Origin of the sequence: Variovorax sp. RO1, from assembly GCF_002849325.1 — a bacterium.
In the GTDB taxonomy this organism is placed as follows: Bacteria; Pseudomonadota; Gammaproteobacteria; order Burkholderiales; family Burkholderiaceae_C; genus Variovorax.
The window spans coordinates 626,710-651,339 of record NZ_PKMT01000001.1; the positions used below are offsets into that span (position 1 = coordinate 626,710).

Sequence of the window (24,630 nt, forward strand, 5' to 3'; positions counted from 1 at the left end):
GGTGGCCATCGTAACGGCCAGTCCGGGGCAGGGATGCTCAACGACTGGATGCCGCTCGTTTCGTGTGCCGGCCCGGAGGGACGCGCCTGCGCGGCCACCGGGCCGGTGTCGAACATCCCCGTTGGTAATCACGGGGATAACCTCCAACCGGTCACACCGCGGCCGTCTTGGCTGGATGGTGGCCGGGAAGCCGTCGAAATGGCGATTGCTGACGGTTTTCTCGAACCGACCACTGCCCATGTTGTTGGTGACTGCTTTCACGTTCAGTGTTTCCCGGATTGCTGCCGCATGGTCGGTGAGGTCGTATGACCCGCCCCGCAAAGTCCGCCCTCGTCCTCGACGGCTCCGAGATCAAGTACAGGCTGGAAGCCGAGCGCATTGCCTCCAAAACGCCGGTCCATATCGATTGGGTCCGCTTCACATGCCTGCTGCGCAACGCGCCGACGCCCAGCGTGGACATTCTTTTTCCGCGCACCACGAACATCTGGATCGAGCGTGAGCGCGAAGTGCTCAAGGCACTGCAGGAGCTTCCGGACCCCGATTTCTTTCCAGCCGCGCAGGCGATGGAACTCGCTGTTGAAGTCGCGAAAGCCCTGGGCGATTCCTTCGTCGTCGCGTCCGATGTGCGCAAGGGCCATGACTTCTACCGGTGCCGCTGGTCCATCGAGCGCAACGGCATTGAGTGCGGATGGGTCGGCTTCCTCGCGTCGAGCGAAAGCCCGCGCCAGCAAGCGCAGGCGCGCACCATGCACGCCAACATTTGGGGTTCTGCGTGCACGTTCGCAACCGAAGGCTGGAACCAACGTATTGCCGCCATCGTGGACCAACGCAATGCCGATATCACGCGCTGCGATCTGGCCCTTGACTTCTTCGATGGCGTCGAAGGCGGCTTTGATGGCTGGGTCAATGACTACCAAGCCGGCGTGTGTGACTCGGGCGGCAAGCGGCTCAAGTCCAACTGCGTCGGTGACTGGCTCAACGGTCGCGAACGGTCCCTGTATTTCGGCTCCAAGGAAGCTGGCAAGCAGACCAACTGCTACGAAAAAGGCCATCAACTTTTCGGCCCCGATTCAGGGTCCAACTGGCTCCGAATCGAACTGCGTTACGGCAACAAATTGCGGGTGTTGAAGTCCGCAATGCTTCGCCGCCCTGCTGACTTTTTCGCTGGTGCATCCGACTGGCATGCGCTCCAGCTTGCGAAAGCTGATGCAGTCGTCCAGCCCGAGGCAGTGAAGACCACGGGCCGCCTTGCGCTCGAAACCGTCAGTGCCGAAGTCGTTCGCGTGGTCCGCTGGGCTCGCGAGACTGCCGCGCCCACGCTGGCCTTGCTTGCCAAGTTCATGCCCGAGGAAGACTTTCTTGAGTTCTCCGTCGCAACGCGCCTTCCTGGCCGCGTGCGCAAGTTTTCGGAGTCCGAATTGATGCGCTCGTTTGCGTCGGTCTTCGCGAAAGATTCAACGGTCGAAAGCGCTTGCCACGCCTTCGTTTGACCGCAACCACGGCAACAGGAAAAGCATCATGGAATTTCAATCGGAAGTCATCGTCCACGCCGTGAAAGAGTCGGCGGGCGAATACGAAGGCCGCGCCTTCAGTAGCTGCACCTTCCACTGTGAAGTGGACCTCAAGGAAAACGGCGCAGGCCGCTCCATCGGTCGTGTCACGCGTCCGTTCAAGCTCGGCGACGCGAAGGAATTCGACAAGTGGGCGCACCTGGGCGGCTCGCTGCCGGTTAAGGCAAAGGCGACGTTCGAAATGGAAGCTGCCCGCGAGGACGGCGCAAAGCTCACGCTCAAGGCCATCGTGCCTGTCGAGCGTGCCCACCAGCCGACCGCGAAGGCAGCAGCCTAAATGCCCCGCTTCGTCGTGCAGTCCAAAGTCACAGGCCGGTTTCTCTGCCCGTCACCGACGGACGGCACGCCGGAGTGGGTTCGCGAACTTCGTGAAGCTGGTGGCGGTGTCGTCACCGACTTTGAAACCGCTCTTGAGCTCGTGCATGAGTGGAGCGAAATGGACGAACCCGTGGTTGTCGTAGACCTTGATCGGCTCGGCACTGCCAACGACTACACCGAGGGCACGCGATGACCGGCTTCGGGTTCCTCTGCCTTGTTGTGGTCTTTATGGCTCTCCCGGCGTTGCTGCTGATGTTGGGCGGCGCCGTCGAGCGAGCCGCGCAGCGTGGTGAACGCATCTTCAAAGCGAGGCGTCGGGACCACTCCACGGTCCCGAAGATCACCTGGAAGGACTCGGCGTGATCTGCGCGCAGGAGCTTCCAGCGTTGGCGGACGGCACCAAGCCGCTCGCCATTACAGCGGCTCAACCCGCTGACCTTTCGACCTGTTCGTACTTGCTGGTCTCGGGCTCCGAGATCGCGATTGCGTCGGGTTTCACAGTCCCCTCGCCTGCCGACTTTGGCACCGCCTGGGTGTGGGGCTTTTCTCTCGTGGTCGGTACCTACATGCTTTCGTATGGTGCTGGGGCGGTGCTGCGTTTCTTCAAGTAAAGGAAAAAATCATGGACTTCTCGTCCCTCACTGGCGCTATCGATCTGAGCACCGTTGGCGTCGCCATCCTGGCCATCGCCGTCATCATGATGGGCCCCAAGGTCGCGTCGTATGGCGCGAAGAAGGTGCTCGGCTTCTTCCGCGGCTAAGCCATTCGCCCGGGCCTTCGGGCCTGGGCATTTCCACCATGTGGCTCTTCCTCGCTTTCTTCTGCGGCGTCTGCTGCGGCTGCGCATGTGTCGCTGGCCTTTGGAACGCCTGAGCATGGTGTTCCTTCTTCGCTTGATCTTCTCCACCTTGGCGCTGTTGGCTAGCAGCGCCTGGGCGTTGCCGCCTATCCCTGCTTCTGCGGTGTTCTCGCCCTCTGAATTTTCCGCATGTCAAAGCACTGGGAGCAATACCGCGCACAAGGCGTGCACTGTGCGCACTGCTGTATGGGCTCGTTGTGAGTTCGGTACTGCCCCTCCCGGGCAATCTTGTTTCTCGCTTGGCTGGGGTGCTGCTGATGTAGAGCTCTATCTGTATCGCGTTGCTGCCGTGTCTTGTCCTGCGAATAGCTCTCTCGCTGGTGGTAGCTGTCAGTGTGCGAGTGGCTACGTTGAAAACGCCTCGCAAACGGCATGTGTGGCGCAAGTCACCTGCAATGTCGGGCAGGTGATCAGCAGCGGGTTTTTTGACACTGGCAGCGAGATTGCGAAGGGCCCGCCGTACATCGTTTGTTCCGCTGGCTGTGCTGCCGCCTTCGATGGTGAGTTTCCTGCGGGCACTGCGCTCGTCGGTGGAAAGAGGCACTATTTCGCTCAGGGCCAGTACGCCAACAACGGCAGCAAATGCGACTCGGGTGGTGGTCCTGGCATTCCCACGGGTGACGGCAATGCACCGGACCCGAACGAGGCCGTTCCTCCTGATACGTGCGGCCCTGGCGAGGCTGCTGGTGTTGTGAATGGAAAGCCCGTGTGTGCGCCGGACATGACACAGCCGGGGGACGGCACTACGCCGCCGAAAACGCCCGAGCCGCCGAAGTCGGATGACTCGAAGTCGAGCCAGACCGATATCGAGACGCAGACGAACCCGGACGGTTCGAAGACGGTCACGACTACGACGACAACGCGCAATGTCGACGGCACCAGCACGACCACGAAGACGGTGGACACTCTCAACCCGGACGGCAGCAAGCGAAGCTCCAGCAGCACGACAACGGGCAGCGGCGTGACGAAGGAGGCCGAGGACAAGGACAAAGACAAGAAGGCCGAGAAGTGCGAGAAAAACTCGTCCGACACCGGCTGCGGTGGCGATCCGAAAGCGGTTGACTCAAATGGTCTGTACACGAAGAAAGAGGCCACGGTGAAGGGCGCTCTTGAGAGTGCTGCGGCCACGCTCAGGGGCTCACCTATTGGCGCTGCTGTCACCGGCTTTTTCGTCGTCGGTAGCGGTGGCACGTGCCCGACCGCCACGGCCATGATTCCGTTTCTTGAGCGCACCATCACCCTCGACTTCTACTGCACCAGCTTCGCAACGAACGCCCTGCTATTGCTGCGCATCGTGCTGCTGCTGATCGCAAGCTGGATGGCGTTCCGCATCGCAATCGAATGAGGCCGCATGCTCAAGCAATTTACTGACTGGCTCTGGTCCCTGATCGTCGCGGCCTTCGGCGCGGTGTGGGGCCTCCTGCAGGACGCATTCATTGCGTTTTTCACTCTGGTCGTGAACGGGTTTGCAAGCCTCGTCGCGGCGATCCCTGTGCCCGCCTTCATCTCCGGTGGCCTGGGCAGTCTCTGGGCGCAAATGGACCCGGGCATGGTGTACCTGCTGAGTGAAGCGGGAGTGCCCGCAGCGTTCGCCGTGCTCGGTGGCGGCTATGCGTTCAGGCTGGCGCGCAAGTTCCTTACTCTCTTCCAGTGGTAGTAGCACATGGCAATCCTGTTTTACGAAGGCCTGCCCGGCGCTGGCAAGTCTTACGAAGCGATGGCAACGCAGATCATTCCGATGCTGCAGAAAGGCCGCGAGGTCGGTGCGTACATCGAGGGCCTGGATCACGCGAAGATTGCGGTCGCTGCCGATCTGCCTGAGGAACGTGTTCGTGAGCTGCTGTTCGTCCTCACGCGCGAGGACATGCGCCCGCGCGAAAAGAAGGTCGGCACAAAGACCGTGGTCATTGACGGGCTATGGATCGAGAAAGTTCGCGACAACGCGTTTCTCGTCTTCGATGAAGCGCAAAACTGGTGGCCGAATCGTCACCGTGCCTCGGAGGCGTTGACCCAGTTCGTGACCGAGCATCGGCACCGTGGCATTGACATTTTGTTGATGGGCCAATCGCTGCCCGACGTGCTCGCGCTCTGGCGTCGGCGCGTGGATCAGAAGTTCACATTTCTCAAGCTCACGGCCTTGGGCACTGACAAACGCTATCGCGTCACGATCTTCAAGGGCCAGGGCAATGACGAGTTCGTGAAGGTCGCCGACAAGCTCGGAAAGTACGACGAGAAATATTTCGGCACGTACAAGAGCCACGTGTCTGACGACACCAACACCGAGACGTACACCGATAACCGGGTGGTGTTCTGGAAAGGCGCGACGATCAAGTACGGCGTGCCGGTGATGATGGTGCTGTTCATTGCAGGCTGCTGGAAGCTCTGGCAGTTTTTCCACCCTGAGTTGCCGCCGCCGAAAGCTGTAGCGGCATCGACCGGCCCGAGACCATCGCCGACGAACGGAACGGCCCTGCCAAGCGCGCAAACGGCCCAGGTGCAGGCCAAGGTAGCCGATGCGGACAAATCGCCTCAGGAACGCTATTTCGAAGACCTGAGCGGAAAGTACCGGATTCGGCTCTCTGGCTTGCTCGCAGGTCGGGGGCACGTTGCCGGTGTGGTCGAGTGGCTCGACGGGAATACGCGTGTTGTCGAGCGGCAAAGCCTCGACACTCTGCGAGATCTCGGCGTGGCCGTCATCGTCACTGGTCCCACTGTGCGGCTGCGAGTCGGAGAGTGGTCCGCCTTGGCCACGATGTGGCCGGTTGAGGATGCTGCGGTAGGGCGTGTTTCCGAGGCTCGCCTTGAGGCAATTCGCGGTGGTGCTGACGGCCGAGGTGGATCGATGCAGACCGTCTCCGCGCCTGCTGGGCCTTCAGGGCTGTCGATCATCGATTCGCCACGGCGTGAGCCCGCTGCGCCCCTTGAACGGCAGTCGAGCGAGAACGGGTTTTCGCAACCGAAGGTCAAGGCCGGTTCGCCGTGGACCTTCCAGGCGAAGTAGGTTCGTTGCATGCTGCTCTCCGTTGTCATCACCGTGGTCGAGGCGTCGATGTGCGGCGCGCTCATCTGCTGGCTGGTGAAGGACTTTCGACGCTGGTTGCGCGAGGTCACGGCATAGCGGCGCGGCCCTCATGCTTCCCTGCTAGAAGACAAGCCGCCGTAGCCCTTGTGGCGGAGGCATCTGCTCTCTGGTGCTGAGTGCCTTACGTGCCCCTGCCCTATCTCTGGCCGGCCAACACACGCCCGCTGGCGGGCTCCTACAGTGAAACCGACCCGGTATCGTGTAGTTGTACTGAAAACCTAGCCAGGCGCGCCCTCGAGACGAGATTTCGGAGCGTATGACGATACTTTCTGTCGATCGACAAAACAGGCAATGCCCGGCGGCTGGTACTGGCTTCACCCTTTCCTGTAGCCTACAAGTGCTTACAAAGGTTTCAGGGGACCGAGGGGGGATTGGGTGCTGATTGGCTATGCGCGGGTGTCTACGAGCGAGCAGGAAACGCGAATGCAGCTTGATGCGCTGCGAGCTGCAGGCGTGCGGCGAATTTTCGCCGAGAAGACCAGCGGGGTAGGGCCTCGACCCGAGCTGTACAAGGCCCTGGCTGCACTTGAGCCTGGGCATACGCTGGTGGTCTACAAGCTGGATCGGTTGGCGCGCAGCTTGAAGGACTTGTTGCAGCTGCTGGATCGCTTGAAGGCGTCGGGTTGCTCAGTCAAGTCACTGACGGAGCCCATTGACACGTCGTCGGCGATGGGTGAATTCGTGCTGCAGATACTCGGCGCGGTGGCTCAGCTTGAACGGGCGATCATTCGGGAGCGATGCGAGGCCGGACGTGTGGCTGCTCGGGCGCGTGGGGTGCTGTTTGGGCGTCAGCCGCTGGTTACCGGCGATGAAGCCAGGGTGGCCGCGATCCTCTATCGGGCAGGCTTCACGTTGGGGGAGATTGCGCTGATGTTCGGTGTCTCGCCTGCGGGGGTCCGGTCGGCGCTGGTGAGGGATGGGGTCACGCGAAGGCCGAGGGGTGGGAGCCGGCTGCGTCGATTGAGCTAGTCTCGTCGTCGGCGACCGAAATTTTTAACGTACAACACTAAAATCTTGCAATGCTGGACGACCGTGCCAAGTTGCTGTTGAAGACGCTGGTCGAGCGTTACATCGCCGATGGGCAACCCGTCGGATCACGCACGCTCTCGCGTTCGGCGGGGCTGGATCTGTCGCCCGCGACCATCCGCAACGTCATGTCCGACCTCGAGGCGCTGGGGCTTATTGCAAGCCCCCACACCTCGGCCGGACGCGTGCCGACCACGCGCGGCTACCGGTTGTTCGTCGACACCATGCTCACCGCGCAGCGCGAGCAGATGAGCACGCCGAGCCTGGCGGCCGACCAGCCGCAGAAGGTGATCGCCAACGCCGCCCACCTGCTGTCGAACCTGTCGCAGTTCGTTGGCGTCGTGATGTCGCCGCGACGCGCCTCGGTGTTCAAGCAGATCGAATTCCTGCGCCTGTCGGAGCGGCGGCTGCTGGTGATCATCGTGTCGCCCGACGGCGACGTGCAGAACCGCGTGATCTTTCCGGAGTCCGATTACTCGCAGTCGCAACTGGTCGAGGCCTCGAATTACATCAATGCGCATTTCGCGGGCCTGACGATCGAGCAGGTGCGCGACCGGCTGCAGTCCGAGGTCGAGAAGCTGCGCGGAGAAATCGCCGCGCTGATGCAGGCCGCGGTGCAGGTCAGCTCCGAGGTGCTCACCGATGCCAAGGCCGACGACGTCGTGATCTCCGGCGAGCGCAACCTGCTGTCGGTGACCGATTTCTCCAGCGACATGGGGCAACTGCGGCGCGCCTTCGATCTCTTCGAGGAGAAGGCGCAGCTGATGCGGCTGCTCGACGTGTCGAGCAAGGCCGAGGGCGTGCGCATCTTCATCGGCGGCGAGAGCCAGGTCGTGCCCTTCGAGGAGCTGTCGATCGTCAGCGCCAATTACGAGGTCGACGGCCAGGTGGTCGGCACGCTGGGCGTGATCGGCCCGACCCGCATGCCGTACGACCGCATGATCCAGATCGTCGACATCACGTCGCGGCTGGTGAGCAACGCGCTGAGCTACCGCAAGTAGGTGGTCGTGCGCGGCGCATAGAATCGGGCCCGCGTGGGCCGTTAGCTCAGTTGGTTAGAGCAGCGGACTCATAATCCGTTGGTCGATGGTTCAAGCCCATCACGGCCTACCACCAAAGCCGCATCAATGCTGAGAAGTTCGCTATCCAAAAGATAGCGGACTTTTTTCATGGCCGATCCGTTGCCAGATTGTTGCCAGATTTGGTGCGGATGCTGCCGCACTTAACAGCATCGCACCGCACAGATCGCAGCCAGATCGAGCGCGAAATCCGAGACTCATTCGTCGCTGCTCAGGCAGTCACCAGAAGCGCCACCACGCGTGTGATGACCGGCGCTCATGCAGAAGTTCCAGCGGCCTGGTGTCCAGCACATCAGCATCGGCTGGCCGGTATCCGAATCCTTGGCGGCGATGAAGCTCTTTTTCCAAGAGGTGCGCGATACCGCCTGCGCTCTTGTCCCCCCGCAACGCCCGTGCGCGCCATTCAGTCGCTTGGCCGCGCACCTCATCATCATTTAGCTCGCTCAAATCTGGCATACGCGGATTTTGCGATGTGCAGAGGCCCAGCTCCTCAGATGACCGGTCTGGAGCAGTGCGAATGTCGCAAAGGAGCCCAGCGGAGTCGTTCGGGGCACGAAACCGGCAGCCCAAAAACGGTCGCGGTTACCGGCGAAAGCGACCGATGGTTCGTAAGTGCGAAGCAGAATTGTCATGCGAAGTTGCGATTCCTACCGATAACAGCAGGCCTCCACGGGTGCCGGGAACGCAGCGATATAGTCGGTGACTGGTTTTCTGATCGACATCTTCGGGCCTACGCCATACATGATCGCGCTCGCATACTGGAACGTTCAAAAAGGCAAAGGCAAGAGCGGAATCATCGCTAATGCCATTGCAGACTTGGCGGAGACTATCTGCGTCGACAAGACGTTATCTGGTCCTAACCAGGAAGTTCTGCTGTGTCTGTCAGAACCAGGAAAAATCGACTTCGATTCAATCTTGGTCGACCTGCAGAGTCGAAACACCGGGAAGACCTGGTGGCTGAAGAAGAGTTTCAAGCGGTTTGCCGTACTTGGCACTCTTTCTGAAACAGAGTGGCAACCGGACAGCCTGCTGGATGAAGGGTCGCTGCCCAGTACGCTCGTTCGGACCACGACTGGAATACCGGTCAACTATGAATTGTGGTTCGTTCACCTGCCGGCGCCAATCTTTGTGTGGCAGCCCGGGCCGATCAGCGCGGAAGCCGCACGACTTCTGCGAATGGGAATAGAAGCACGCGAAAAGCGGTTGCTACACACGCGAAGTATTGCGATTGGTGACTTCAACATGGAACCATTTAGCGAGCCCATGGTCACCCCAGCCTATCTGAACGCTTCTTCATGCAAGACGATCGCGGCCTCAACCTTTAAGGCCGTCGGGCGTGGCAAGCAGATCCGATATTTTTTCAACCCTATGTGGGCCCTGCTGGGAACCTGGAAAAACAATCGTCAGCCGGGATCTTTCTACCAAAACGACAAGAGCGTCTCGACGCATTGGCATCTTATAGATCAGGTTCTGCTGCGACCCGATCTCATCGATGTAGTACACAACGGCACACCAGTCATTCTTTCCAGTGCGGGCAGCACGCCGCTAACAACAAGCGATGGTGCTATTGCCTCTGTCTCCGATCACTTACCTGTGCTCGTCACTTTGAAAATTTAGGACTCCTATGGAAAACCTTTGGCCTAAGCACCTTTTCGGAGGCGCCGGTGATAACGAGATAGAGCAGTTTCTTGTAGCGCAAGCCGAAGGAATTTGGGAGAGATCAAAGGGCTTGGTAATCGGAACAGTTCAGGATCGCTCGGTTGCGCCAGGACGAGCCTGGTCTCTCGGTGTCTACCCGACAGGGCAGCCTACGAAAAAGACCGATCTCTTGGTTATTCGCTCCGAATACGGCGACTTCCCTGCTGCAATACAAATTTTTTACGCCGATCAGCCACAATTCAGAAGGGTTAAAGATGCGGCTGAGATGCGTAGTGCTGTCAAAACGATCTTTGGGAACCCCGAGACAAAGAAGATCGTAGAAATCCTGAGGACTGAGGCAGTCAGTGCCGGAGTGGTGTTGCAGGAGCCATCGAAGCGGCGGAAGGTGTCTGACGCCCGCTCGTTTCTCATAGGGAAAATCGTAAAGACGGAACATGGTGAGTTTGCTCACGTTGCATTAGCCGGGGTTGGGGGCTTTGTAGAGGCAGAAAAAATTCGGCAGTTGATGATGCAGCCTGACGAGCCTGGCTCGCCAATTCAGACGCTTGCTGACGGTTACGTCGTCACGATCGAATTCCTCGGCTCATTCAAGATCACGTTGAGCGCGGAGGAGTTGAACGTGTTGAAATCCGAGGCAAAGAAGTCTGTTAGCTGACGGAAACGGACTCGGGATTGATGCACGATAAAAATTGACGGTCGTGTCCCTCTTTTAAGCAGCCGGAGCCGACGCTCATACAACCGCCGCGCGTCGGCTCAGATGGGATCAGCGGGGATGCATGAAAGTGGCCGTTGACGACCGGCCGTTTCTGGCCGTATGCAGCGTTCAAGGGTCACTTACCCGACGACACAGCCCGCTGAAAACCCCGCGCAAGCTCGAGAAAGTCGTCAGCCACCTTGATTGCTGCTTCTGGCTCCATGCCGATCATCGGAAGCATGAAGACAGCGCCAACCGCGTCGAAGGCATAGATTTCACCACCGCCGTTCCCAGCGAAGGCCACGAAACCCGGTGCATACACGTCTACGTCCATCTCTGAATTGGCGGTGGCGACCTCATCTTCGCCCCAGAGGATCACGTAGCGTTCTTCACCCGACAAGACAGCGAAGCCCTCAAATAGACCGTTCGTGTCGATGAAAGCGCGGTAGACAGTGGGCAGCTGGATGGTCATTGGGAAGGTCTGGTTATGGCCGATTCTTTTGAAAAACTCGAGTGGCGCTCTCTTGGGCACATTTGCAGGGGTGGTCAAACCATTCCCTGGGCCGCGATCGTCGATCCTGGATCGATCTGAGGGGTCGATTTTCGCCAAGGTGCAGCGGTGAGCGCTGCGACCGAGTTTTTCAACAGAATCGGCCGGCTGTAGCCGGTCGGCCCCTCCGCGACGCCATGCCTTGCGAGCGGGGACCCGGCTGACGGGATTCGCCTTGGGCTCGGTGGGGCTGCGCTGGCCAAGGTGGCGGCCGTGGCGTTCCCATCGACGATGAAGTTCGTTGGCGTTGGGACGACCCAGGTGTAAGGGACGAGCCAACCATCCTTTCACCTGCGCGCGCTGCGCTACCGGCCGCAGAAGCTGACCGACGCCGAGGTGGTGGCGCTCACGGCGTAGGGGAGGGCGCTAGCGTCCCGGCCCATCAGTGGGGTAGCCACTAGCTCATCGTCCCCCTGGCTGAGATCATCTTTGCTCGACCAGCCACGATAGGGTCGAATGTCGATGATTTGATCTCAGCCGCTACTCCACCGAGACCGGGGTAGATAAAGGATGTTGAGACCCCGAGCACTCGAAGCCTCTTTCGGATTTCACCTTTCCAGGGGCCTTTGATTGTCAACTTCTTGAGTCCGGGAACATCCAAGCTTTGAAATGGGTCCGCAGGGCACGAGAGAACGGATCGTTGATTTACGTAGCGCGCGTCCGAGTATCGCGGTCGGACGAACACTACCTTTCCCTGCTCCGGCTGAATTGCCAAAATTTCTTTGGCCCCCACGGGGTAGGTGGCCGTCCGGTAGTTGAGCAGATGGTACTGATCGGTCACTGCGTGCTGCAGATAGTGCAGCGCGCCATCCTTGTCATCATGTCTCTCGGTTGCGAAAAACAGGCCGACGAGGGGGTTGGAGGACCAGTCCAGAAGTCGCGTCGGAAGGCCGTAGTGCTGGGCGAGAAACAGCCACTCAAATTCCGAAGCAGGGGCCTTTTCCAGTATCGGACCCGCCGTCCTCGAACGACCAGAGCAAGTCGACCAAACCAAGATCCTCGCGAAGAAGCGCGACCAGCTTGTTCGCCATGTCGATAGAAGCGCTGCTAGTTGGCGCTCTGTCCCCTTGAGCCCACTGAAGCCATCTTGCGAGCTCATCGATGCTGAGTGCATCAGCGGCGGGAGTTCGCCGTGAATCCCGGAACCTGGAGTGACCCTGGTTCGCTGCCTCGACATAGGTCCAGAGCGTGCCACCCTCGGGGTATGCCTCATGCGAGGCGCGACAGAGCACATCAAGAAACTCCAGGGTCGTTGGGGAGATCATAGAGAGCTCGAAGCACCACGACCTAATTGCTCGCCCCACCGCATCCTGCATGTGTTGGCCGGACGCTTACGGACGGACAAGACGAGGCTCAGCAATAAGAGGATGAAGCGCTGGTGCGTCATAAATGAAGCGTTCCCCGATGCAAAGCCATTTGGATCGTCATAGGAATCGAAGCTCTGCGTCGACACCGGGTATTGGAGTTGCGACGTCGCGTCAGCTATGGGCTGTTCGCCCCAAGCATGTGTTCAGAGCGGTCGCTCCGCCACGCCGGTTGACGAAAGTTCAATGGCGCGTTGACGAAAGATCGGCATCGTTCCGCAGTCCTGCGCGCGACTGCGTGTCCTGCGGCTAGTTGCTCAAGGGATGTTGAGTGATGGAAGCGAAGACCATTCAGCGTATAGCTGATTGAGATCCCCCATGTAGTCTTCGACCGACGAGAAGGCAACCAACGTTCGACCGTTTCGCCGGTTCCAGGCGATCCGCTGGCCTCCGTGACCGATCGCCCAGCTACTTTCGCCTCGAACCCATGTGAGGTATCCGTAGGAGTCCGGCATGCTGCCAATCTTGTCGGTTGGCGTCATCGGCTTCATCGAATCGCGAACATAGTCGCCAAAGCAACCAGGCTGGCTTTCGCTCTTTCTGACCCAGACTGCCAGGCGCACCCAGTCGTCGAAGCGCATTCGGAGCGCACCGTCGCCTTGGCCATATCCCGCCGCCCGATCCTGGGCAATGGCGGCAGGGCCCTCGATCCCGGCGGGGAGCAGCACGGTCTGTTCTACCCACTCAGCGTAGCGTGTGCCTGTGGCCTGGGCGAGGGCTACTCCTAATGCAATCGGGTCTGTGCTCTTATAGCTGAACACCTCCCCTGGCTTTCGTTTGCCTCCGAAAGTAGAACTCGCGGCGGCGCTAACCTTGTCGGTCTTGAGAAGGTCGAGCCAGTTCATACGCCCCATCGCGATGGCCTGAGCCTGCTCGGGGTTCCACACACTGGTATCTTTATTCCCTTCCCAGGTCCCAGAGCGCATGGTGAGCAGATCCTGGACTGTGGCGCGCCCCAGGTCCGTCGAGGCCAGTTCAGTGACATGGTCCTGCAGCCTCGAGGAGAGGGTCAGCTTTCCGGCACATATTGCTTGCCCGACTGCTAGGCCGGTCACCGTCTTGCCGACGCTGAAACCAAACACTAGTGCTTCCGGCGTGATCGGAGTTTTCGTTTCACTCCAAACGATGGCTCCATCGTCCACAAGTGCCATTGCCTTTGCACTGGACCTCGCGAACAACGCCTTGGCCTTTTCAACCACGACCTTCTCCTGTGCAGTCGGTTCTCTGTTGCCAAGGCGGGAAACCGTCGATGCTCCACGTACTTTGTGGTGCCACGGCTGTCCGGAATTTACTAGCCAATTGTCTGGGGCCGCTAGATGCCCGCCCTGCTCAGGCATTTGCGCGTGCGCCGAAATTGCGCCAACGAAGGCAAGTGCGGCGACAAGGGCCCCGCGCTTCGTGGAATTCCGAGCCGGCCTCTTGGAAAAATCGCATCTGATCACCTCGATAGCCTTAGCTCTCATGATCTCCTGCTTCTTATTCGAAGGCAGGATTGTTGCATCGGGCAGCGATCAAGACTTGGTGGAAAACCAGGCATTGCCGGGGATCATCCGGCACGGGCATCGTTCTGGTAAGCCCCCGAATCGCCTCGGCGGCGGGCTCCAAAGTCTTCTATCGCTGATACTTGGCCCATGATCAATTCAGAGTATGTCCGAAGCATTGCGAGACACGAGGCTGCTCATTGGATCATGGGCAAGCGGTTCGGTGCCGGTGTTGGCGCAATAACGTTGAAGTTCACTCACGAGCCCGGAACTTCTTCGGTACGACTCGACTGCCATGCGGCGGTTGATCGCATTGCAAGCACAAAGACCGTGCCAGAGATCGAAGAGTACTTTCGCCAGCGCGTTCGCGCGTCGATGGCCGGGGCAATCGCACAACTACCACCCGATGTTGGTGTCACGATTCCCGCGGTTATGGGCATCTGGGAGAACGAGGGCCAAGATGACTACATGAAGATAAGGGAGTTCTGCCAGATCCTTCGCAACATCCAGTATGGTGAGGCGGATCGGCAAACGGCGAAAACTCAGTTGAATGAGATTTCGGAGGCACTCTTTCTGGCCTCGGTCAACGATGTGCAAGAAAACAAGGAGCCTATCAAGGACTTGGCAGAGCACATGGCCAGCGCTGTCACTGAGTTCAACAAGTCCTATGTTTTTTCGAGTGCAGCAATCTCCAGCATCCCCTCAATCCAAGCCTTGTTTCCTTTGGCCCAGTCCGGTTCTTGAACGCTCGCGCCTGCAAGCTGCAAAGCTTCGCGTTGGCCGTATGGGCGAGGTCAAATAGGGCTAGACGCTCCGAGATCACCCTCACGCCAGTTCGAGCAGAAGGGCTCGCTCTCAACTAAGCGGCCTACCTACGTCGGGCGCCGACGTAGTGACCGCCTTTGCCGCTGCACGGCAGCAAGACGCAAACCGTATTTCGGCAGCATGTCCAGTTGCCCGCTGGTCAAGGTCATGCACCGGAGGACGTCGGAAGTTCTATTCCTCTTGCAGCTGGCCTGCTATTTCCCGTTTGCCCAAGCTTCGCACCAACGCCAAGGATTCGAGCTGAGCAGCGCGCGGTCGAGCCTTGCCTTGCTCCCAGTGGTAGACCGTCTGACCCGAAACGCCCACCAGCTTGCCGTAGGCCGCAGCAGACAGTCCGAGCTTGCTGCGATGCGCGGCCAAGCGACCGGCGCTGAAGCGCCGTGCCGGCCCTTGCTCAGCCGACTCCGTCGCATCGGGTGCTGACCGCACTCGCGCTGAGCCCTTGCTGACCCGCCGCAGCTCTTTCTGCAAGCTCTCGATCTGGCGGCGCAGCGCAGCTATCGAACTACGGTGCTGCGCGGATGCTTTCCTGAGCGCTTCGATCTCTGTGCGAACCTCCTTGCGAGTTACGCGGGAGATTTCGGCTTTCAGAATGGATGCGATGTTTGGCATGCCCGCATTGTGCATGCCTCAGTTGAGTATTTGATCCCAAACGCTGCTCGAACGACGCTGCTCCGACCGCCTATTTCAGCCTTGGAAGCGGCCAACCTTTCTTGAGCAAGAACGGCATGATCCATGGCTCATCGCGCTGAGCGAAAGCGAATCTCTGAGCATTGTGAGCGGTCCTTCTGTTCAGGTTCGTCACCAGCTTGGCATCCGCTCGAAAGAATCGCCCCTCTGGACTCTTGCGGCAATTCGAGGCAACTAGAGTGACTGAACTGGAAATTGGGAAGGAGAGCTCAGACTGGGGCCTTCCCACCCCTTCGTTCTCGTAAAAGAAGACAGGATTGTCGCAAGTCAAGAACTGAGCCGTATCGCTCACAGCGAATTGCCAGTTCATCGTAGCCACCGCCTCGACGATACGCGGGTCCTTGTTGAGTAGCATGGCTCCTCGCCACAGATCGGCGGATGGCTGATCCCTGTGTCGTCTGATGATCTCCTTGACACGCTTTTTGAGTCCTGAGACCTGGTCGGAAAGGTCTGGCTGCTCTGTCGCTGCCAACGTCAGACCGTCAATGATCTCGGTTTCGACCTCGTCCGCCACTTGTGGAATCTTCGAGATTGCTCGGTCCCGACCGCGCGGCACACGTTGCCAGAAAAAAGCTAGATAGCGAGCTAGTGCCTCCCGTTCTTTCTCATCTAGGCCCTGCCGATCTCGGGCCTTGGATATTGCCTCGTTTGCGGGGCCTTCAACTTTCTCGGAGAAGAATGACTCCAGCTCTGCAGAATACATACCTCGCTCGTTGCCCGTGGACTTAACTTGTGTTCGGAAATGCGCTTTGCGCTGCTTGTCGTACACCCAAACGGAGGTGCTTACAGCGAAGCCACGCAAGTAATACTGCGGAACGTAGTGATGCCCCATTTTCCCCTCGAAGGTGCAGTTCGCTCGCCATTCGCATTGAGCTCAAGACATGGCAGCTCACAACTTGAGCTTAGGTAAGTACGCTAAAAACGGCCAGCCCATTTCCCTGCAATTGCGAGCGCCAAGCCGACCGCGACACCCAGTGAAGCCAACGCGAATCCCTCCCCATTCACAGGAATCGGCAGCGGCACATCCGCAAGCAACTGGTCTAGATTCAGAGTGATCCCCGTCCTGCTCTCCACCCTCCCTGCACGCCGCGAGAGACGTAGTCCGAGAAGGAGCATCGCGCCTGAAAAGGCGAACAAGACGTAGCCGACCTTCTGCCAGCACTTCGGACACCGGAACAGCAGATTCAGTAGCATCTCCATGCTCGGATTCTGCAGCACGACCTTGATCACGCCAATGCGGCTACCGCGCTGTTCGGCCTCGCCGTTAGGCAAGTGTCTCGGGACATCGAAGAATCGGAACGCAACATCGGCCGACAGCTCTACGGACACAGACCAAACTGCCGTAGATCACTGCCGCCACTCAATCCCCTGCAGGCTGTCTAGCGTCACACCGCCTTCTGGCACGAACTGGGTGCCGAGCGTCAATGTCGCGCGCGATCCAATCCGCTTGTTGAACTCGGGCGGGCTTTCTGTCCACTGGCGGCAGATCGGAGCTTCCGTACAGAGTGCCGACTTCAACTCGCCTTGGGCCGTCTTGTACTGGAGGTGGCACAGGTCCTCGCAGTTGAGCCAGATCAACGTGGCATCCGCGACCGTCCTTGTTGGACCCGTCGCTGTTGGCGCGGGAGTCAATGGCGCAGCGGCACCAGGCGCCGATGGAGTCGACGGAGCAGGCGATGCGGCGCCAGTCGTGGCCGGCTGCTTCTGAGTAGGCATGTTAGCGATCGCTCGCTTGAACGCCGCATCGCCGGTCATTACTCCGAGAGACAGCACGAGGTAGTCATGCCCTCTCATCTCGACCAGCAGGTCCTTCTTGTCGTCGGTTTGCTGAATCGTGTACTCGACTGACGAGACTTCAGTGCCGCTCGGCACAATCATCTGGAGCTGAGCTGCGCAACTACGCTTGCGGTACTCCTCATCGGTTCCGGTCGTTCGGACCATCGTCAACTTGACCTCCGTCGCCCTCTCGACCTTTTCCAACCAACCAGGCTCACGAGTGGAAAGGTCCAGCCCTCTCGCGACCGAATTGACAAGAATCTTCTTGAGCAAATTCTGAGCGGTCGGGTCCGTACAGGTAGGTAGAGAATCGTCAGTACAGCCGACGAGCATCGCTGTGCCTGCCAGCACCAACGGAGCGATGACACGTCTCCAACTCTTGAGCGCGCTCATCGCTTGAACCCCATGACCAGCGAGATGACCAGCGTCATGAGAAAGCACAGGATCTGTTGCGTCGATCCGATCGGCGTCGTCAGCGTGTACAGGTAGTACACCGATGTGATGATGATGCCGGTCTTGAAATTCTTGGGGAACGTCTTCACGAAACCCTTGGCGTCGTAGTGCATCGAGCCGGTCAGCGCGATCAAGCCGGTGACCACAGGGATCGTCAGAAACGACGTGATCAAAAACCAGCGGCGGCGATACCACGGCACCATCTGGCTGTACTCGCTCGGCGTACCGGCCAATGGCGCGACTACGGTCGCTCCGGTCGCCACGACTTGCGGTGCACCACATTTGGGGCACGTCGGCGCCGTTTCATGAATCTGTGCGCCGCAGCCGCGGCAATGCACGAACGTTGTCATCGAAGTTCTCCTCTTCTGTTGTTAAAGATTGGCGAGACAGACCAGCAGGGCGATGCCTGCTGTCACGAGACCAACCACGGCAGCTGCGCGGCCGGGTTTCTGGTGATAAATGCTCAGGGCGCCACAGACGATGGCGATGAGCGAAAGACAGAAGCCGCCGAGCAGTTCGTCGCGGTCGGCTGGTCTACCGTCACTCAGGAGACCCAAAAGCGTCAAAACGCCGAGCACGCACGAGACGATGGCCAGAAACGGGCCGCCGGCCGGTTTCGAGGCGGCGCCGCCGGCGGCGTGTGGCTGCGGAGCACCGCAGTGGGGACATGCCATGGCCAGGGCGTGCAGCGGCTCGCCACACGCGCGGCAATGCACGAGAGCGGTCATTCGAGTTCTCCTCCAGTTGACTTTCAAGTCGCCCGCTCTCAGCTAGCGAGCAGCTTTGATTTACATATTCATGTGCAGTATATGCATCGACGCGCATACTGCGTGGTTGTTCGTGCTACGTCCGGGCAGATTCGCCACGGATGACAACCGCTTCCCGCTCGGCGACGCCGTCCGCTCCACCACCGCAATCCGGCTCGAAATCGCGCAGCACCGCCGCCGCACGCCTTGAGCGCGAGACCAATCCGGTGTCACTGCAACTGGGAAAGCACCTCAAGACTCTGCGAATTGACCGTCAGTTGTCTCAAGAAGAGCTAGCGGACAAATCCGAGGTGGATCGGACATTGATCAGCCGAATCGAACGGGGTGTCGCGAATCCGTCGCTGATGACGCTTTCGATCATTTGCTTTGTCCTCAAGATCACTCTGTCGGAACTGGTTGCTCCAATTCGAACGAACCTGAAGCCGCACTGGGCGGACCCCGCTGCGCCGATCCGCCGCGCCGCAGGACAAAAAAGAACGTCGTCGACACGACGCCTCCGGTAAGAGGCTTCACGTCCATCGGAGCCGTCGAGACGGCTTTTCGACTTCAGCCGTGCTCAGCTCGCAGCCTTCTCGCCACCGAGGACTCGGCTATTGCTGACGACCGAGATCGCAGACATCAGTTTCACCGGCTCGCTGTGGCCGGCACTTTCGTAACGCCATTCCACCGACTTGCGCCGGCGCTTGAAGTCGATTGGTCTGTCGATCTTCAGCATCCCGTTGCAGCACGAAAACGGCAGTGCGTCAGCCGAGGGGTCGAGCACGAGCAACGAGTCAACCGTGAACTTCTGGCCGACCATGTGGCCGCCGCTTCCGACGCCCAGGACGAAGTGGCGGTATCGGCCGTCCTTGAAGCTCTCGTACGCCAGCAAGGTCAGCTGTCCCTTTCTGAGTGACTCCACTGCAAACGCATCGACGCCGCAGTCGAAGCCGTCCGCCGACCGGACTGTGATTGGCAGCTCCATCGCTTCGAGCGCATCCACCACGTCTTGCGCGTACGCACCTTCATTCCAGCTGTCGCCCAGGACCGCATAGAGGTCTGCCGCCACGCCGTACTTCCGATGTGCCATGGAGAGCAATGCACTGCGCTTCGCCACGTCGAGGATCACCAGCGCCATGGCGAGACAGTGCAATGCACAGGCACTGTCCAACTCACTCTGACGCATGTGAACCGCCACAGGGTCGAGACGTCGGCTCTTGGTCGTCAGCACGTTACCGACAGTGAGCGCCGCGTGGTACCGCTGGACACGAAATCCGGTGTTCGCCAAGCGCGCCACGTCAGTACTCATCGGGGGAGAGCAGAGTCGTGCTGGACCGATCGGCTTCGGTGATGCACCACACGGTCGGCGTGCGCCGCCGTTCTTGCTCGGTCATGCGTTCCAGCGTCGCCGCGTCGAGCAGCCGGTACACGGAGAAGATGCGGCCACCGTCGGCCAGCGCCAGCACGTTGCTAGCTGCGTCATCCGTACAGACGTCGCCCCAATCGCCGCTCTGATGCTGCACCAGTAAGCACGCGGGGCCAACTCCGTGTTTCTCCAGCAGTTCCAGAGCGCCTGGCGTTGCCAGTGCTCGGCCAAGCGCGAACAGCGGTTGAACGTTCTGCGGTGCCGCTGGCGTGCAACGGTGCTTGCGAATGTTGGGGTCCAGAAGATTGCACATGATTTTCCTTTCGATGGCGGTGATGAAGTAATCGGAATGGACGTGTGCCGGTCCTCAACCTGCAGACCGGATGGACACGTCGAGACATAAAAAAAGCGGCCTGAAAGACCGCTTGTTCGGGATGCCAACTGGCGAACTAGCTGGCAGCGGCATACAGTGCCTGCATCAATGCCAGCACCGTCACCGGCTCATTGCGTTGGCCGTGTTCGACGAAGCAGCGTTGGACCGCCCGCTCAATGACGTCGAGCGGCAGATGGCCAGCGAGCGGCTCGCACTGCGCATCTGGCACCTGCCAGCCGGTGAGCCACGTGATGGCCGCCGAGATATTGGCCGCGTTCAGTGGACGTCCGCTCAAGCTGGCGATGAACACGTCTGCCACTGGCTGGTCGAACCACTCGAGGAGCGCTGCATCCGGCACGTCGTTTTGCGGCTGCAGCGACCAGTGCGGTAGCCGCGGTTCCAGCAGGTCGAAGATCAATGCATTCTTGGATCGGTGCACGGTCTCCAGCACTTCGATCAGCGTGTCGCTGGCATCCAGACACTGGGACAGGCTTGATGGCGCTCGCTGCGTCTCAGTCAGGATCAACCGCATGGCCTGTAGTCGACACGGTAAAACTAGGCACTCGGCCACCGCAATGACTGGCTCTTCCAGCAGGATTGACAGTGCTTCGATGACATCAGCCCAGTTCTCGCAAGGCACGCATCCGAGCACTCGATTGAGCACGGCCGGATGCTGCGTTTCGGCGCAGTACGCCCAGAGCAAGAGCTTGCGCTCAACCGGAGTCAGGTGAAGCAGTTCCGTCAGCCAAGCGAAATTTCGAGCCACCGCGCATTCGCCATCGGGTTCCGGCACGGTCAGAGCCGCGATCTCGGCGGTGAGCGAAACTGGGTCAATCAAGGGCTCAGCAGGATGATCGGCAGCCAGCAAGAAGCGCGGGGTATCGAACGAGCAAGTTCGGGTGTCGGCGATTCCAAGCTCAGGGGCAAAGAAGTTCTGGACATGACGTGCCGCACGCTGGAAGGCATCCCCATCGACCAAGCGATGCAGATTCACGCCAAGGGTCTGAAGCATCCGGGCCGCTTGCGCTTGGCGAAACGCCACATTGCGGGGGTGCTCAGGCACGGTAAACGGCAATACAAGAGGCGCAGCAACCAATGCTTCGGGCACGGCTGCGCCACCGGACAAGGTGTCGGTCATTAAAAGCTCCGGGAGTTAGAGAGGGACGGCGACGTCAGACGCGCACGCGCCGGCCACGACAAGGCAGCCGACAAAACGGTCAAAAACGATCAGAAAAAGTGATGCGCGACGGTAGAAAAACCGCTGGCAACCGAGCTTCAGCGCAATTGGCCAAAGACTAAAATTCGATAGAAATCAACAAAAAACAGCTAAAAATCGTTGTTTTTTGAAAAAATCAGCCGACTTGAAAAAGATCAGCCGATTAATTCTATCACAATTAAAACGGAAAGCAATTTCAGACGCAAAAATTGAATAATCTGGAATTTCTATTTTCCAAAAGTCCGTCTCTCGGATATTTCCTCTTTTGCAAGCTCCCTAGAAACGATCGCTCACGCCACGGCCTCGCAAATAATTCTTCCGTTTTGCAGAAAAGTTTCATGCGAATTGGGGGAGTAAACGCTTAAAAGCCCCTGATTGTTGGCGCACAAGTGCCACCAATTACCGTCTTCAAGAATCAATTCCTCGAAACCTCTCCCGTCTCCACTCAATTTAATTTTATTATTCCTATTTGAAAAGAAAAGACTAACATCTTCGAGATGGAAGCTACTATCGACGTAAAAATCTTGAGACTGACGCTTCCACTCGTAGCCCTTTTCAGAGGTCAGAAGTTCATTTGATCGGAGACACATCAGTCTGTCGCCCATCTGCGTAACAATCGAGGTTCCGTATTTTTCATCTTTTCCACCCCATGTGCAGTTGCGCCATCCCTTTGCCGGGGTGTGATACTTTACAAAAAAGACATCGCCATTTTTCCTTTTTGCACGAACGTAGCTCCAGTCGTATTTGCAAAACATCAACAAGCATTCATTTTTCAATACGGAGTGCACGCTTTCCACCTCCACACCTTCAGGCAGCTGTGGCGTAGACTCCCATCTCTGCCATTGCCCATCGAGTCGATCTAAGCAATAAAAACACGCTTTTTCATAGGTGGACGTCTTCTCTGAGTCGTAAAAAAAACCTTTTTCCGCATATGAAAACTCGGTGCGCTCGGTAAATCTCCATACCCACAAGCCATTAAAAAAAACAACATCCTCGGTCTCCCTATAGCCATAAGACGATGGAAGGTCGGGGAAGCTGGTTTGCTGCCAGACCAAGGCGTCAAGGGAGTAGTAGAAGCCTTCGCCGTGATTGGACAGCGCGATCCATTTGCCGTTGATGAAAAATACGTTTCGCACACGGAAAAACCCGTCAGAAGAACTTGGTCTCACAGTCTGCCAGTGCTGTCGATCTTCGCTGCGATAAAAAGTCCCACTAGTGTCAACAATAAGCCATACCTTGCCATCCGTTTTTATATGGCTGACGTTGTCGGGGTCACAAGGTGGATTTTCGATTTTTTCCCATTCAATTCGAAAAAGATGTCGCTCTCCGTTTTTCTCGAGCACGACAGATTGCTTTTCTAATTTTTCCTGATGCTGCCGCGACAGGAATTCCGCCCTCTTCTTTTCCCTTATTTCGATTACTGACTTGCTGAACTCACCTGACTTGAAATAGGAAAGCTGATCGATAGCATCAGAGCAAGCCCCAGAGAAAGCATTCAGCGAATCATTGATTTGCTTTTCGAAACGCTCAAACTCATTGAACCAGTTGTCGTTCGCGGCTGAGTTATCGAGCTCGTATTTTGCATAGGAGATTTCATTATCAAAACCAATCGCCGGCATATTAAATCGAGCTGCGATGCGATTGGCCGTGTTCAGTGGCGTTGAATTCTCTGAGATGAACTTGCGGACCTTCTCTCGCATTTCATTGAGGCTGGAGAGGCTTGAGCTACGGCCCATTGAATAGGCGGAGCCGCCCACTGCAGAACCCAGCTTACCCAGGAAACTATCGCCATCGAACGAGCCAATAAAGACGGAGTAGTTTGACGCCTGAGTGCCCACTTTGAGTAGGTCCATATATAACGAGTTGGCGGCTCTCCGAACGGAATTAAGCTCTCTCTCCGTCTCGGCGTAGGATCGTTCAAATCGCAATTCACGGTAGCCGACGATGTTTTTCCAACCTCGTGTTCGCGCCATCAGCTGGACAATAGCGTCCATTTGCAAGACTTCATCGCTCTCGTTTATGAGCGTCAGTAGACGAGGCAGATTTTCCTTGAATTGGGCGGGCTTCAGGACGCCGAGTATGCGCAACATCTGCGGATTCTCAATCTTCTTCTGGCACAGCGTCAGAAGGAAGAATGCGTCCAAGAGCCATGTATAAACCTTGTCATCATCATTGAGTAGCACCTGCAGGCCGGGTAGATACTGCGCATTTCTTTCAGGGCTATCGGCTAAATCAATAATCTCCCCATAGAGTTCCGGGCGACCGGCCTTATCGGCAAGCTGCGTAAGGAATTCCCGCCCCAATTGGCTTTGCATCGCGGAGGCATCGATACAGAGTGCAAAGAATCGCAGATAGTTATATCGGTCCTCATTGCTGACCGCACTATCCAAGAAAGAATGAGCACGAATTTCCGGCAGAGATGAAGTGAGCGAAACGGGCTCGGAATATTCATCTTCCTCGGGCTCATTGAGGATCAAATTGAGCCCGTTCGTTTCTTTGTAGATATCGATAGCGAGCGCACTGCCACCGATCACTTCACCAATCAAATCTCGAATGCTGTAGATGGCAGAGAGGCCAGAAAACTCAGCCCCAAAGAGCTTGGAAATGATCTTTTCTCGGTCCTTGTCATTCCGGCACAGCTCGCTGTCCTCGGTCAAATCGAGGATTTTTTCGTATTGGTCGGACAGAAAATATAGCGCATTAAATCCGATGCCAGAGACGTTCGTCTGAATGAATCCCGAAGCGATCGAGTGATCATCGAACGCCAGTTCGATCATCGTGCGATAGCGGTCGACGCCGGTGACTTCTATTTGCGCGATCAGTTCGCTAATGAAACTGAGCAACGAGGTCTTCTCGTCACAATTCACTCCAAGCTTCTCTAGCGTAACCAGCAAATGGTTGATGTCGCTGGACGTCAGCACCACATCGCGGTGGCTGCGCATGAAGTCATAGGTCAGGTGCACTACCAGAAGGTTGAGAGGAATCGATTTGAATCGACGCTTGTTCGCCTCAATATGCAACGACCAGCTATGGAAGCTAGCGTTATTTTCAACGTGCTTAAGGCGACGGTTGATCTTGTCAATCGCCTCTTCGAGAAAGTCGCGGGTTTCGATGATCACATCATTCATCGACCCCAGATTGTTTCGGATCACCGCGATGGCCTGGGCGTTGATCAGATTTTGATGTTGAAGTTGCTTCAAATAATGCCAAGCACATCGCTGCATTTGCAGCATGTCCACCTGGTTCTGCAACTGATTCTCGCCATTCTTGCCATTGATCTTGCTGACGAAGCGCTTGAAAAATCCACTACCGGATTGCTTGGCCAGACGCTCCTGGCTGGAAGCAATCAAGCGCGAAGCATCGAGGGCTAGTTGCTGGGTCAAGGCTGCATTGCCTTTGTGCTGCTCCACGAGCGCATCGACCGCTTGAAGCTGCCTCCCCTCCAGTGGCTGGTCAAAAATTTCCCGCTGCATCGCCACAGTCGTCTCAGTCATTTTGGTTT

At 58.1% G+C, this 24,630-nt stretch carries 28 protein-coding genes and 1 tRNA gene; 16 read left to right on the forward strand and 13 right to left on the reverse strand.

What is annotated here, in order from left to right:
* Positions 1 to 305 precede the first annotated feature (305 nt).
* From CY658_RS02890 to CY658_RS32340, 14 genes are all read left to right on the forward strand, one after another.
* A complete protein-coding gene (locus CY658_RS02890) occupies positions 306 to 1,490 on the forward strand; it encodes a replication initiation factor domain-containing protein (protein WP_101488775.1) in 1,185 nt (394 codons plus the stop codon).
* 28 nt (positions 1,491 to 1,518) lie between these two features.
* The gene (locus CY658_RS02895) at positions 1,519 to 1,848 is read left to right on the forward strand and encodes a hypothetical protein (RefSeq protein WP_101488776.1); all 330 of its coding nucleotides are present in this window, start codon (positions 1,519 to 1,521) and stop codon (positions 1,846 to 1,848) included.
* Positions 1,849 to 2,082 (forward strand): hypothetical protein, encoded by a 234-nt coding sequence (locus CY658_RS02900; protein WP_101488777.1) that lies wholly within the window; start codon positions 1,849 to 1,851, stop codon positions 2,080 to 2,082.
* Positions 2,079 to 2,252, forward strand: a complete 174-nt coding sequence (locus CY658_RS32645) for a hypothetical protein (RefSeq protein ID WP_180838846.1) — start codon at positions 2,079 to 2,081, stop codon at positions 2,250 to 2,252. The genes CY658_RS02900 and CY658_RS32645 overlap by 4 nt, the downstream gene beginning before the upstream one ends.
* A complete protein-coding gene (locus CY658_RS02905) occupies positions 2,249 to 2,500 on the forward strand; it encodes a hypothetical protein (RefSeq protein ID WP_101488778.1) in 252 nt (83 codons plus the stop codon). Before CY658_RS32645 ends, CY658_RS02905 begins: the two co-directional genes overlap by 4 nt.
* 11 nt (positions 2,501 to 2,511) lie before the next feature.
* A complete protein-coding gene (locus CY658_RS32650) occupies positions 2,512 to 2,649 on the forward strand; it encodes a hypothetical protein (RefSeq protein WP_180838847.1) in 138 nt (45 codons plus the stop codon).
* Positions 2,650 to 3,124: 475 nt separating this feature from the next.
* A complete protein-coding gene (locus tag CY658_RS32330) occupies positions 3,125 to 4,093 on the forward strand; it encodes a hypothetical protein (protein WP_143713542.1) in 969 nt (322 codons plus the stop codon).
* A 6-nt stretch (positions 4,094 to 4,099) separates the two neighbouring features.
* On the forward strand, positions 4,100 to 4,405 hold the full coding sequence (locus CY658_RS02915) for a hypothetical protein (protein WP_101488780.1): 306 nt from the start codon (positions 4,100 to 4,102) through the stop codon (positions 4,403 to 4,405).
* A gap of 6 nt (positions 4,406 to 4,411) precedes the next feature.
* Complete coding sequence (locus CY658_RS02920) at positions 4,412 to 5,749, forward strand: zonular occludens toxin family protein (RefSeq protein WP_101488781.1); 1,338 nt, start codon at positions 4,412 to 4,414, stop codon at positions 5,747 to 5,749.
* A gap of 456 nt (positions 5,750 to 6,205) precedes the next feature.
* Positions 6,206 to 6,799, forward strand: coding sequence for a recombinase family protein (locus CY658_RS02925; RefSeq protein ID WP_101488782.1), 594 nt, complete (start codon positions 6,206 to 6,208; stop codon positions 6,797 to 6,799).
* Between the two features lie 50 nt (positions 6,800 to 6,849).
* Positions 6,850 to 7,857: a heat-inducible transcriptional repressor HrcA gene (gene hrcA / locus CY658_RS02930; RefSeq protein WP_101488783.1), complete on the forward strand. Its 1,008-nt coding sequence runs from the start codon at positions 6,850 to 6,852 to the stop codon at positions 7,855 to 7,857.
* Positions 7,858 to 7,892: 35 nt separating this feature from the next.
* A tRNA-Ile gene (locus CY658_RS02935) sits at positions 7,893 to 7,969 on the forward strand.
* A gap of 707 nt (positions 7,970 to 8,676) precedes the next feature.
* Complete coding sequence (locus CY658_RS32335; RefSeq protein WP_143713544.1) at positions 8,677 to 9,552, forward strand: hypothetical protein; 876 nt, start codon at positions 8,677 to 8,679, stop codon at positions 9,550 to 9,552.
* 7 nt (positions 9,553 to 9,559) lie between these two features.
* Positions 9,560 to 10,249 carry a hypothetical protein gene (locus CY658_RS32340; protein WP_143713546.1) on the forward strand — a complete coding sequence of 230 codons (690 nt, stop codon included), beginning with the start codon at positions 9,560 to 9,562 and terminating at the stop codon, positions 10,247 to 10,249.
* 175 nt (positions 10,250 to 10,424) lie between these two features.
* On the opposite strand, the gene CY658_RS02950 is transcribed toward CY658_RS32340, so the two are convergent.
* The 3 genes from CY658_RS02950 to CY658_RS02960 all read right to left on the reverse strand — a co-directional run bounded on the left by CY658_RS02950 (position 10,425) and on the right by CY658_RS02960 (position 13,401).
* A complete protein-coding gene (locus CY658_RS02950; RefSeq protein WP_101488786.1) occupies positions 10,425 to 10,760 on the reverse strand; it encodes an SMI1/KNR4 family protein in 336 nt (111 codons plus the stop codon).
* Between the two features lie 475 nt (positions 10,761 to 11,235).
* Positions 11,236 to 12,072, reverse strand: a complete 837-nt coding sequence (locus CY658_RS33150) for an FRG domain-containing protein (RefSeq protein ID WP_374221078.1) — start codon at positions 12,070 to 12,072, stop codon at positions 11,236 to 11,238.
* A 387-nt stretch (positions 12,073 to 12,459) separates the two neighbouring features.
* Complete coding sequence (locus tag CY658_RS02960; RefSeq protein ID WP_180838849.1) at positions 12,460 to 13,401, reverse strand: serine hydrolase domain-containing protein; 942 nt, start codon at positions 13,399 to 13,401, stop codon at positions 12,460 to 12,462.
* A gap of 432 nt (positions 13,402 to 13,833) precedes the next feature.
* On the opposite strand from CY658_RS02960, the gene CY658_RS02965 reads away from it, so the two are divergent.
* A complete protein-coding gene (locus tag CY658_RS02965) occupies positions 13,834 to 14,427 on the forward strand; it encodes a hypothetical protein (RefSeq protein ID WP_143713548.1) in 594 nt (197 codons plus the stop codon).
* A 252-nt stretch (positions 14,428 to 14,679) separates the two neighbouring features.
* On the opposite strand, the gene CY658_RS02970 is transcribed toward CY658_RS02965, so the two are convergent.
* From CY658_RS02970 to CY658_RS02995, 6 genes are all read right to left on the reverse strand, one after another.
* A complete protein-coding gene (locus CY658_RS02970) occupies positions 14,680 to 15,120 on the reverse strand; it encodes a helix-turn-helix domain-containing protein (RefSeq protein WP_101490196.1) in 441 nt (146 codons plus the stop codon).
* 70 nt (positions 15,121 to 15,190) lie between these two features.
* Positions 15,191 to 16,030, reverse strand: coding sequence for a DUF4238 domain-containing protein (locus CY658_RS02975; RefSeq protein WP_101488790.1), 840 nt, complete (start codon positions 16,028 to 16,030; stop codon positions 15,191 to 15,193).
* A gap of 83 nt (positions 16,031 to 16,113) precedes the next feature.
* Positions 16,114 to 16,527, reverse strand: coding sequence for a hypothetical protein (locus CY658_RS02980; protein ID WP_101488791.1), 414 nt, complete (start codon positions 16,525 to 16,527; stop codon positions 16,114 to 16,116).
* A gap of 18 nt (positions 16,528 to 16,545) precedes the next feature.
* Positions 16,546 to 17,367 carry a hypothetical protein gene (locus CY658_RS02985; protein ID WP_143713550.1) on the reverse strand — a complete coding sequence of 274 codons (822 nt, stop codon included), beginning with the start codon at positions 17,365 to 17,367 and terminating at the stop codon, positions 16,546 to 16,548.
* Positions 17,364 to 17,777: a zinc ribbon domain-containing protein gene (locus tag CY658_RS32655; protein ID WP_101488793.1), complete on the reverse strand. Its 414-nt coding sequence runs from the start codon at positions 17,775 to 17,777 to the stop codon at positions 17,364 to 17,366. The genes CY658_RS02985 and CY658_RS32655 overlap by 4 nt, the downstream gene beginning before the upstream one ends.
* A gap of 21 nt (positions 17,778 to 17,798) precedes the next feature.
* Positions 17,799 to 18,155, reverse strand: a complete 357-nt coding sequence (locus tag CY658_RS02995) for a hypothetical protein (RefSeq protein ID WP_101488794.1) — start codon at positions 18,153 to 18,155, stop codon at positions 17,799 to 17,801.
* Positions 18,156 to 18,295: 140 nt separating this feature from the next.
* Between CY658_RS02995 and CY658_RS03000 the strand changes: the two genes are divergently transcribed.
* The gene (locus tag CY658_RS03000; protein WP_257884640.1) at positions 18,296 to 18,697 is read left to right on the forward strand and encodes a helix-turn-helix domain-containing protein; all 402 of its coding nucleotides are present in this window, start codon (positions 18,296 to 18,298) and stop codon (positions 18,695 to 18,697) included.
* A gap of 53 nt (positions 18,698 to 18,750) precedes the next feature.
* Here the strand turns inward: CY658_RS03000 and CY658_RS03005 are convergent, their stop codons facing one another.
* From CY658_RS03005 to CY658_RS03025, 4 genes are all read right to left on the reverse strand, one after another.
* Positions 18,751 to 19,482 (reverse strand): hypothetical protein, encoded by a 732-nt coding sequence (locus tag CY658_RS03005; RefSeq protein ID WP_143713551.1) that lies wholly within the window; start codon positions 19,480 to 19,482, stop codon positions 18,751 to 18,753.
* Positions 19,472 to 19,852 (reverse strand): type I restriction endonuclease subunit M, encoded by a 381-nt coding sequence (locus CY658_RS03010; RefSeq protein ID WP_257884641.1) that lies wholly within the window; start codon positions 19,850 to 19,852, stop codon positions 19,472 to 19,474. The genes CY658_RS03005 and CY658_RS03010 overlap by 11 nt, the downstream gene beginning before the upstream one ends.
* 136 nt (positions 19,853 to 19,988) lie before the next feature.
* Positions 19,989 to 21,050 (reverse strand): hypothetical protein, encoded by a 1,062-nt coding sequence (locus CY658_RS32350; RefSeq protein WP_143713553.1) that lies wholly within the window; start codon positions 21,048 to 21,050, stop codon positions 19,989 to 19,991.
* Positions 21,051 to 21,418: 368 nt separating this feature from the next.
* The gene (locus CY658_RS03025) at positions 21,419 to 24,622 is read right to left on the reverse strand and encodes a hypothetical protein (protein WP_101488798.1); all 3,204 of its coding nucleotides are present in this window, start codon (positions 24,620 to 24,622) and stop codon (positions 21,419 to 21,421) included.
* Between the last annotated feature and the right edge of the window lie 8 nt (positions 24,623 to 24,630).

Bases quoted from the DNA above. Each gene is read 5' to 3' on its own strand.
- CY658_RS02970 (WP_101490196.1), bottom strand. From the start codon at position 15,120: ATGCCAAACATCGCATCCATTCTGAAAGCCGAAATCTCCCGCGTAACT.
- CY658_RS32350 (WP_143713553.1), bottom strand. From the start codon at position 21,050: ATGACCGACACCTTGTCCGGTGGCGCAGCCGTGCCCGAAGCATTGGTT.
- hrcA (WP_101488783.1), top strand. From the start codon at position 6,850: ATGCTGGACGACCGTGCCAAGTTGCTGTTGAAGACGCTGGTCGAGCGT.
- CY658_RS33150 (WP_374221078.1), bottom strand. From the start codon at position 12,072: ATGTGCTCTGTCGCGCCTCGCATGAGGCATACCCCGAGGGTGGCACGC.
- CY658_RS02915 (WP_101488780.1), top strand. From the start codon at position 4,100: ATGCTCAAGCAATTTACTGACTGGCTCTGGTCCCTGATCGTCGCGGCC.
- CY658_RS03005 (WP_143713551.1), bottom strand. From the start codon at position 19,482: ATGAGTACTGACGTGGCGCGCTTGGCGAACACCGGATTTCGTGTCCAG.
- CY658_RS03010 (WP_257884641.1), bottom strand. From the start codon at position 19,852: ATGTGCAATCTTCTGGACCCCAACATTCGCAAGCACCGTTGCACGCCA.
- CY658_RS02965 (WP_143713548.1), top strand. From the start codon at position 13,834: ATGATCAATTCAGAGTATGTCCGAAGCATTGCGAGACACGAGGCTGCT.
- CY658_RS03025 (WP_101488798.1), bottom strand. From the start codon at position 24,622: ATGACTGAGACGACTGTGGCGATGCAGCGGGAAATTTTTGACCAGCCA.
- CY658_RS03000 (WP_257884640.1), top strand. From the start codon at position 18,296: ATGACAACCGCTTCCCGCTCGGCGACGCCGTCCGCTCCACCACCGCAA.
- CY658_RS32655 (WP_101488793.1), bottom strand. From the start codon at position 17,777: ATGACAACGTTCGTGCATTGCCGCGGCTGCGGCGCACAGATTCATGAA.
- CY658_RS32650 (WP_180838847.1), top strand. From the start codon at position 2,512: ATGGACTTCTCGTCCCTCACTGGCGCTATCGATCTGAGCACCGTTGGC.
- CY658_RS02920 (WP_101488781.1), top strand. From the start codon at position 4,412: ATGGCAATCCTGTTTTACGAAGGCCTGCCCGGCGCTGGCAAGTCTTAC.
- CY658_RS02890 (WP_101488775.1), top strand. From the start codon at position 306: ATGACCCGCCCCGCAAAGTCCGCCCTCGTCCTCGACGGCTCCGAGATC.
- CY658_RS32340 (WP_143713546.1), top strand. From the start codon at position 9,560: ATGGAAAACCTTTGGCCTAAGCACCTTTTCGGAGGCGCCGGTGATAAC.
- CY658_RS02975 (WP_101488790.1), bottom strand. From the start codon at position 16,030: ATGGGGCATCACTACGTTCCGCAGTATTACTTGCGTGGCTTCGCTGTA.
- CY658_RS02895 (WP_101488776.1), top strand. From the start codon at position 1,519: ATGGAATTTCAATCGGAAGTCATCGTCCACGCCGTGAAAGAGTCGGCG.
- CY658_RS32645 (WP_180838846.1), top strand. From the start codon at position 2,079: ATGACCGGCTTCGGGTTCCTCTGCCTTGTTGTGGTCTTTATGGCTCTC.
- CY658_RS02985 (WP_143713550.1), bottom strand. From the start codon at position 17,367: ATGAGCGCGCTCAAGAGTTGGAGACGTGTCATCGCTCCGTTGGTGCTG.
- CY658_RS02995 (WP_101488794.1), bottom strand. From the start codon at position 18,155: ATGACCGCTCTCGTGCATTGCCGCGCGTGTGGCGAGCCGCTGCACGCC.
- CY658_RS02950 (WP_101488786.1), bottom strand. From the start codon at position 10,760: ATGACCATCCAGCTGCCCACTGTCTACCGCGCTTTCATCGACACGAAC.
- CY658_RS02900 (WP_101488777.1), top strand. From the start codon at position 1,849: ATGCCCCGCTTCGTCGTGCAGTCCAAAGTCACAGGCCGGTTTCTCTGC.
- CY658_RS32335 (WP_143713544.1), top strand. From the start codon at position 8,677: ATGATCGCGCTCGCATACTGGAACGTTCAAAAAGGCAAAGGCAAGAGC.